This is a genomic window from Paraburkholderia phymatum, assembly GCF_040965635.1.
Lineage (GTDB): Bacteria > Pseudomonadota > Gammaproteobacteria > Burkholderiales > Burkholderiaceae > Paraburkholderia > Paraburkholderia phymatum_B.
This window is the reverse complement of sequence record NZ_JBFRCH010000074.1, coordinates 1-7,554: the sequence shown is the minus strand read 5'-3', so window position 1 is coordinate 7,554 and position 7,554 is coordinate 1. Positions and strand designations below refer to the sequence as shown.

Below are 7,554 nucleotides of genomic sequence, written 5' to 3'. Positions count from 1 at the left end.
CCCACGCGCAGATCGCGGCAGGACCTGCAATCTTGGCCGCCTTCCAGGCGCCGAACAGCCAGCCCGATCCGATGATCGAGCCGAGCCCCGTCAGCATCAGCGCGAATGGGCCGATGTGCCGTTGAATCGAGCTATTCAATTGTCTTCCTCATATCTCAGATGCACGGAACCGCCAGGCCACTACATCCCGACGCTGAATATTCCGGCTTTCCTTGTAATTCGATGGCGAAGCGCGACGCTGTCGCAACGTGCACTGCGAGACGTGTTGTGGATAGAGCGCATGCCATCGAGCGAGTGCCGGATAGTCCCCGGAGTGACACTGCGCCGTCCAATGCAAATTGTGCATGAGGGTCATGTCTAATAAACATAACGCTGCGCGAACGCCTGTGTGATGAGGCGAAGCGGCCAGAGTCCGTGAACCGCAACACGAAAACCGGCACGACATCTACGCGCGATTGCATGCGTGCTGGGTTGCGTTGCAGTTGCCGAATGATTGGCGCGTAACGCGCTATCGCTGACGATGTGCATTCACGTTCTATCAACGAGCTTTCAGATAACGAAGCATCGCGCCCATCATTCGAATGCACTCGCGTCACGTACGCCGTGCTGGATGAAAGCGCCCATCGACGTGCGAGAGCAGCTTGCGCGACAGTTGTGTCGCGCGGCCCTGGATCAGTCGGTCCGAGAGGCGCGAAAATCCATATGAGGCAGCGAGCGCGATCAGCACGGTCACGATGAAGAGCGCAATCGACATATCCTGATCGGTCTGCCTGAATATGTGCGCGAAGAAATGAAATGTCGCGTACACACAGATGAAGTGCCACAGATAGATGCCATAGCTTTCGCGTCCCAACGCTGCAGCGCATCGACGGAAGACGAACGCACCGCGCGATCTCATCAGGTCGCGTATCGCATCGCACTGCGAGCCCACAAACAACAGGAACGCAACCGCGCTGCATGCAGCAAGAACGGGCGCGAATTGATGCCCCTTTGCAAGCCATACGCCGAGCGCCGCCGTCGCAAGCGCAAAGGCCAGTGCGAGCGCGAAATAGAGCCACGCCGCGCGCCGGGTGACGTTCGACGTACCCATCAAATGCGAACGAAAGCCATACCACGCCCACATCCCGACGATAAAGCACGGCCCTTGCACAGGAGGCCAGAAATAGCTGAACGAGTTGTTTCTGACGTGACAGTCGAGTGTGCCGTGGCAATCGCCGATCGACATCGACGCAATGGAAAGCGCCAGCAGCACCACCGTCGCCAGCACGAGCCGCACGCGATTCATCGCCGCGAAGAACAGAAGCGGCGCGATCAGATAGAACAGCATCTCGACGCCGATCGACCATCCACCAGGCACGACGTTGTTGATCGCCGTCGGCGACAGCGCGTGAAGAAACAGTATGTTGAGCAGAACATCGAAGGGACCGTGCGAGCCGAGCACCCATGCGCGCTCATATCCCGACTCCATTGCGCCATAGCTGATCAGCCCATAGACGGCAATCGCGACGTAATACAGTGGAGCGATGCGAAAGAAGCGTTTGATATAGAAACGCAATGTGACGTGACGCGCATCCACGCAACGTGCGTGGTCGGTTTCGAGCGTCATGAAGATCGTGATCGCGCTGATCACGAAGAACAGCTGCACGCCGTATTGACCCATGCGGGCCAGCAATGTCACGGCATGCGGCAGATTGGGAAACTGAAACGACAGGTGTACGGCGACAACCCCGACGATCGCGAGCGCCCGACCGGCGTCGAGCGCGGCAACGCGGCTTTTGTCCATCTGCAAGCCTCCTCGCGCTTTGACTGTGAGTTCGCCCAATAAAGGGCCGCGAGGTTCGTGGACAAAATGTATTCCGTGGAAGTTCCTGTTTTTTGTTTCGCTATTCAAGCGTTTCGCACTGCGGACGCCGCAGTCGCGTACGAATCGATCAGGCCGCCGCCGGCTGCTCCGCGAGATGCAGCGCGTCCCGGTTAGCTTTGTGTTCGTCGATCAGACGATAGACCGTTTCACCGGGCACTGTCTCCGATTCCAGCAATTTGTCCGCAATCGCGCGCAGCACTGGCTCGTTGTCGCTCAACAGCGCATAGCAGGCTTCGTTCAGCTCCTTGAGCAAGATGTTTGCGTGTTCGATCGCGTTCTTCATCTGCAAACCCGCGTATTGCGCAGGCAGCGCGGCAAGGCTGAACAGATTGCCATCTGCGTTGAAGCCGAATTTCGACACCATGTCTAGACTGATGCGCGATGCCTCCTGTAAGTCCTGCGCCGCGCCACTCGATGCTTCCGTGAACATCAGCAATTCGGCATTGCGGCCGCCCAATAGCACCTGAATTTCGTTGCGCATCTCCGTCTCGCGATACAGGTGCTTGTCCTGCGTCTTCGTGATCAGCGCGACGCCCAGTGCGCCGCCTCGCGGCAAAATCGTGACCTCTTCGAGTACGCCCGTATCGAGCAGCGCGGCAACGAGCCCGTGGCCGGCCTCGTGAACGGCGATACGGGTACGCTCGTCTTCCGTGAGCGCGCGCTCCGCGCCATTTACATCGCCGATACGCGCGATCTTGATCGCTTCGACAAAATGCTTCGATGCGATCACGTCATCACCCGCCTTGCGTGCGACGAGTCCCGCCTGATTGACGACCATCGCGAGCGTCGCGGGGGAAAGTCCCGTTGTCAATCGGGCAAGCTGGTTGAAGTCGATGTCATCGGATTTCGACTTCAGCTTCTCGGCATAGAAACGGATGATGTCCGCACGATCTTCGAGATCGGGCAAACGCACCTGCACCGTGCGATCGAAACGGCCCGGACGACGCAACGCTTCGTCGAGATTGTCCGGGTGATTCGTCGCCGCGACGATAACCACGCCTTCATTCGATTCGAAGCCGTCCATCTCCGCGAGCAACTGGTTGATGATGCGATTGCTCTCCGCTTCGACGGGACCGCCGCCCGTGTCCGTGCGTTTGGCGAGGCCGTCGGCTTCGTCGATGAAGATGACGGTCGGCGCATTCTTGCGCGCGAGCTCGAACAGGTGCTTCACCTTCTGAATGCCGACGCCGTAGTACTTCGCGCTGAAATAGCTGCCCGTGATCGAAATGAAATTCGCGCCGCACTCGCCCGCGAGCGCCTGCGCGAGACGCGTCTTGCCGACGCCGGGGCCACCCGTCATCAGAATGCCGCACGGCGCGCGCACGCCCATGCCCGCGAACTGCTTCGGGTTCGACAGATAGGCCTGAATGTCGGCCAGTGCTGCTTTTGCTTCGCCCGCGCCGATCACGTCGTCGAAGGACAGTACGGGTGTCTTTTCGAGCAACCGCGCGCCGCCCGTCATTTCGCGTCGCATGAACCACGCGAGCCCGCCGATCAGCAGCAGCGGAAATAGCAGGCTGATCGCGTCGCGCGTCTTGTCGAACGCATCCGCCCAACGCGCGGAGCCCGTGTGGACGTTCGCATCGGGCAGCCATACGAGTTGATACGGAGAATGCGCGTCCATCTTCATTTCGCCGAGGAGCAGTGCATTCGAAAAGGCCGCGTTGTGATCAGTGACGTAGTACTTTGCTCCGTCACCCGTCGACACCAGGATCGCATTCGGGCTCACGCCGATGGCTGTTACGTTATGGTCGCGAATGTCGCGCAGCATTTCGGACGCGTCCCTTTCCTGATGTGTCCACGGCGACGCGTCTTTGCGCATTTCGCTCGCGACGCCTCCGAGAACCGGCGATGTCATCGCCTTGCGCTGTTCGTGGCGTAGATGCAAAAACGTGACGAGCGCCGCGAAGGCCGTCGCGATCACGCCAAGCACCACATAACGACCATAACGGGACCAGAACGTATTCTTTGCCGGTTTCATCAGTTGATTCCTAAAACGGCCAAATCGCGGCCTTCACGGACGAACGTGAAAAAATAATAGGGAGCGCACTGCGCGCGATGCGCGCAACGAGACTGGGTGGAATTGGGCCGGGCTACTGCGGAGCCGCGAGCGAGGGAGGACCAGCTCTTTCGTGCAATGACGGTCGGTAAAAAAGAAACGTCCCTTTTTCAACCGCCGTGTACAACTCTCATTATGCCCAGGCCTGTGCCATTTCCAAAACAATAGAAAAGAGCTTATTTCAGGGTCGATTAGTTACTTGAGCTGTTTTTAGATCGGCGTTGCCGAGAGAGGCAGATCCGGATCGAACTTCTGCGGGAGTGATGGATACCGGCAGAGCCGAATGGGACGTCTCCAGTGTGTCGGTCCCAACGCTGCCCGACTCGATCAATGTCCGCAGATTGATCGACGCTGATTGCCGTGCCGTGCCCGCCTTTCTTCAGACGCATCGCGGCGATGCATACGTGACCTCACCTTCAAAACACCAGCGTATTTGCCGTCTATTCATGTAGACATCGTGTCGACGCGAAGATCAAAACCTCTTTTTGACGTCGCACTTTAGACAAATTAGACAAATGCTCGACAGCATTCTTCTGGACGAGCACAACGATGAGACTCCTGGCCGTCTCGCGCGCGCAGTGGAGAACGTATGATGCACACGATCAGCTTCCCTCACTTTCGGGTACGTTATGCCATTGCGGCTTGCAGTGTCGCGCTTGCCGCGACATGCGCATGTCAGGCGCCTCCTGGTCTGTTGCAGGCGATTCTCGTCGTCGGAGCGAATGCACAATTGCCGCTTGAACGTCTTGCCGCCGAAGCGGCATGGCCTGCACCTGTCTCGTCGCCAGTCGTTCCGGAACGCGAGCGCGCGCAGGCGCAGAAAGCCGATGGGTACGGCCGGGCTGCTGCGCGCAAGCGTCATGAACATCACGAAGTTCACGGCTATGAGCGCAGCGTGAGCGACTATAAGTACTGGACGTGAGTGCGCTGCGTGAGCGCGGCACTCTCCAAACCGAGGCCGATGCCCGTACGGTCCTTAAGCGTGCCTTCATCTGCGCGTCCGTATCATGCAGGCACGGTTTCCGTGCACCCCTCGCAACCACGGAAATCCATTTGGCCGACGGCGACGTCGGCCTTTTTTCGGTCCTGTTGCGGTTCACGCGAATCGCTCTTCTCCCGCTGCGGGATGTTCGCGCGCGACGGCCCCCGTCAGTACATCCAGTACGAAGTCGCTCACGAGCGCGCGCACTTCTCCCGACGTATTGCCGAACTCCGCGCCGATCAGGGTTTCCCCGCCCTTCGTGCGCCGGTTGCGCGCAATGCAGTTCAGCGGCGCCGTGCGTACGCGGCCCGCGCGCGCGAGCGGCAACGAGAGCTTGAAGTGCTCGCCGGGCGCGGGCGAATTCGCATTAACGAGCAGGCCCACGCCTGTCGAGCTGAGATCGACCGCGCGCACTTCCGTGCCCGCCATCGGCCGGTCGTTTCTCGAAAGGCGCGCAGTGACGTCGATGCCCACGCGAACATTCCGCCGCAGCGTGCGCGAGCGGACTTCTGCGGGATAGCGCAAATAGAGCACTTCGAATGGCATCGCGTGGCGGCCGATGACTTCCGACTGGAACGAATAGCGATAACGGCCCGCGATGAACTGACCGTCGACGGCTGCCCCTTGCATGAAAGCGGGATCGATGTCGTTGCCAGTGAGAAGAACACTGACCTTCTCCAGCAGGCCAACGAACTGCGTGCGCGCGGAAATTCCGCTGTCGTCCGCGAGCGTGACGACGAAATCCTCGGGCACGCACCCCGTCGTCGGAAAGCTTCCGATAAAGTCCAGCTCGTCGTGATTGCGATGCGTACGCGCCGCGGGCATGGGCACGTCGTCGTGTGCCGGCTTCGCATCGTCGCGATGCTCACCGGGAAATGTGTGCCTGTATGCGCCTAAAGCAAACAGCTTCTGGTACTGCGCTTCGCTCTGAACGACATGTCCCCGGCCTATCAGCAGCTTGCCATCCGCCGTGTAGACGGAGAAAGGCAGCGGAACCCCGATCGTGACTTCCCGTTGCGACAGCGGCACCAACGGCATGACTGGTCTTCTCCTCTCGTGGTTTTGTTCGAATTGCATTGCACCGCGCCGAGATGCCCATTCTCGAATGCTTGCAGCATGCAAGTATGCACGACGTCGAAGTTCACACCAACAGCGCAAACGTTTGTATCGAGCAAGTTTTTGCAGGCGCAAGTGCTTGCCTTAAACGGTCGGGTCCGCTATTCGCGTCCTCACGCGTGCTGTCGCTCATTGCGGCACGGCGGGCACCAGACCGTAGGCGGACATGACGGCAAAGAGCTTCGCGCGATCAGGCGGACCACCCGCATCGATTACCGCGCTGACATCGCGGAAGTACTGCGCCCCGATGTCAGGTGTAAGCACGATGAGCGCGCGCGCCGTTGCGCCGTGTGGATTGCTGAACGCATGCACCGATCCGCGAGGCGTGTGCATCCAGTCACCAGGCGCGAGATCGCGCACGTCGCCATCGACGGCATAGCAGAGCTTGCCCTCGAGCACATAGACACACTCTTCATTGTTCATATGACTGTGCGGCGGCGGCACGCGCGAGCCAGGCGGCACCGTCAACTCGAATACGCCCATTCCGCCCTTCGCGGTTCCGTCGATCAGATACCGGATCGTCAATCCGCCGATCATGATCGGCTCATTTGCCGCCGCCGTCGTGTTGTCTGTCATTGCCGGCTCCTTCTGTCGCTTATCCGCGAGCCCATGAGTATGATCAAGTGTAGATGAGGGTCGCGCGGCCGCAATAGACGCGTATTCCACGCGTGACCTCAAGGCATTTGCATCATGGGCCATGACGCGGTAATCGCCATGCCATGTCCCAGCACGATGCCCCACTCGCAAATGTCCGTTTCTTGCCGCTCAAGAATCTTCGCGAGTCCGCGTTCCTATAATTGCATCGGTCGCGCCGAAACCCGCGATCGTCCCGACTGCATAGGAAGACCCGAAAATGACGACCCAACCGCTCACCGACGGTATCGATCACGTCGGACTGACCGTTCGCGATCTGAACGTGACGCGTGACTTCTTTATCAATTGCCTCGGCTGGACACAGGTCGGAGAAAAACCCGACTACCCTGCTGCTTTCGTATCGGACGGCAAGATCATGCTGACGCTTTGGCAAGTCGCCGATTCCGCCAACCGCGTCGAATTCGACCGCAAGGCGAATGTCGGGCTGCATCATCTGGCGTTTCGTGTTCGCAGTGAAGAGGAACTCGGCGCAGTGTTCGAGCGAGTGTCGCGATGGCCTGGCGTCAAGGTCGACTTTGCGCCGGAGAACCTCGGCACCGGACCCAAGCGGCACACGATGCTCTACGAACCCGGCGGCATCCGGCTCGAATTCGATTTCGATCCGCGCATTCAGATGAATGCCTGAGCGAAAATAGCGGCCCATTCGCGCTCCATTCTTCAGCAAGACCGCTTGGTCCGTTAGCTATCTCTCGCGCTGATACCCCTATCAAAACAAACCGTGCGTTCTCCCCGGTATCCGTTGCTAAAGTACTAGGGAATCTCTGCAAAAGTCCTGGCACTGACGTGAGCGTGAACTATCCTGGGATGGGGATACTTCAAGGAGCGGCGAGATGACACAGCTTGGTCTTGGTCTGGATCTGTCGACGAAGCGCACCCGCA

The 7,554-nt window shown here is 59.3% G+C and carries 6 protein-coding genes; 2 read left to right on the top strand and 4 right to left on the bottom strand.

Features of this window, described 5'->3' with window-relative positions; all coding sequences use genetic code 11:
- Positions 1 to 592 precede the first annotated feature (592 nt).
- Both AB4Y32_RS40010 and AB4Y32_RS40005 read right to left on the bottom strand, forming a co-directional pair.
- Entirely contained in the window at positions 593 to 1,783 is a 1,191-nt protein-coding gene (locus AB4Y32_RS40010; RefSeq protein ID WP_368726517.1) for an acyltransferase family protein, read from the bottom strand.
- Between the two features lie 148 nt (positions 1,784 to 1,931).
- The gene (locus AB4Y32_RS40005) at positions 1,932 to 3,845 is read right to left on the bottom strand and encodes an AAA family ATPase (RefSeq protein ID WP_368726516.1); all 1,914 of its coding nucleotides are present in this window, start codon (positions 3,843 to 3,845) and stop codon (positions 1,932 to 1,934) included.
- Between the two features lie 667 nt (positions 3,846 to 4,512).
- Here AB4Y32_RS40005 and AB4Y32_RS40000 point away from each other — a divergent pair.
- Positions 4,513 to 4,845: a hypothetical protein gene (locus AB4Y32_RS40000; RefSeq protein WP_368726515.1), complete on the top strand. Its 333-nt coding sequence runs from the start codon at positions 4,513 to 4,515 to the stop codon at positions 4,843 to 4,845.
- A 174-nt stretch (positions 4,846 to 5,019) separates the two neighbouring features.
- Here the strand turns inward: AB4Y32_RS40000 and AB4Y32_RS39995 are convergent, their stop codons facing one another.
- Together AB4Y32_RS39995 and AB4Y32_RS39990 are read right to left on the bottom strand one after the other, a co-directional pair.
- Entirely contained in the window at positions 5,020 to 5,943 is a 924-nt protein-coding gene (locus tag AB4Y32_RS39995) for a PilZ domain-containing protein (RefSeq protein ID WP_368726514.1), read from the bottom strand.
- A 207-nt stretch (positions 5,944 to 6,150) separates the two neighbouring features.
- Positions 6,151 to 6,597: a cupin domain-containing protein gene (locus tag AB4Y32_RS39990; RefSeq protein ID WP_368726513.1), complete on the bottom strand. Its 447-nt coding sequence runs from the start codon at positions 6,595 to 6,597 to the stop codon at positions 6,151 to 6,153.
- 277 nt (positions 6,598 to 6,874) lie between these two features.
- Here AB4Y32_RS39990 and AB4Y32_RS39985 point away from each other — a divergent pair, with 277 nt between their 5' ends.
- Positions 6,875 to 7,300, top strand: coding sequence for a VOC family protein (locus AB4Y32_RS39985; protein WP_368726512.1), 426 nt, complete (start codon positions 6,875 to 6,877; stop codon positions 7,298 to 7,300).
- The last annotated feature ends 254 nt before the right edge of the window (positions 7,301 to 7,554 follow it).

Excerpts from the sequence above, each read along its gene's own strand:
- AB4Y32_RS39995 (WP_368726514.1), bottom strand. The coding sequence starts at position 5,943 with ATGCCGTTGGTGCCGCTGTCGCAACGGGAAGTCACGATCGGGGTTCCG.
- AB4Y32_RS40010 (WP_368726517.1), bottom strand. The coding sequence starts at position 1,783 with ATGGACAAAAGCCGCGTTGCCGCGCTCGACGCCGGTCGGGCGCTCGCG.
- AB4Y32_RS39990 (WP_368726513.1), bottom strand. The coding sequence starts at position 6,597 with ATGACAGACAACACGACGGCGGCGGCAAATGAGCCGATCATGATCGGC.
- AB4Y32_RS40000 (WP_368726515.1), top strand. The coding sequence starts at position 4,513 with ATGATGCACACGATCAGCTTCCCTCACTTTCGGGTACGTTATGCCATT.
- AB4Y32_RS40005 (WP_368726516.1), bottom strand. The coding sequence starts at position 3,845 with ATGAAACCGGCAAAGAATACGTTCTGGTCCCGTTATGGTCGTTATGTG.
- AB4Y32_RS39985 (WP_368726512.1), top strand. The coding sequence starts at position 6,875 with ATGACGACCCAACCGCTCACCGACGGTATCGATCACGTCGGACTGACC.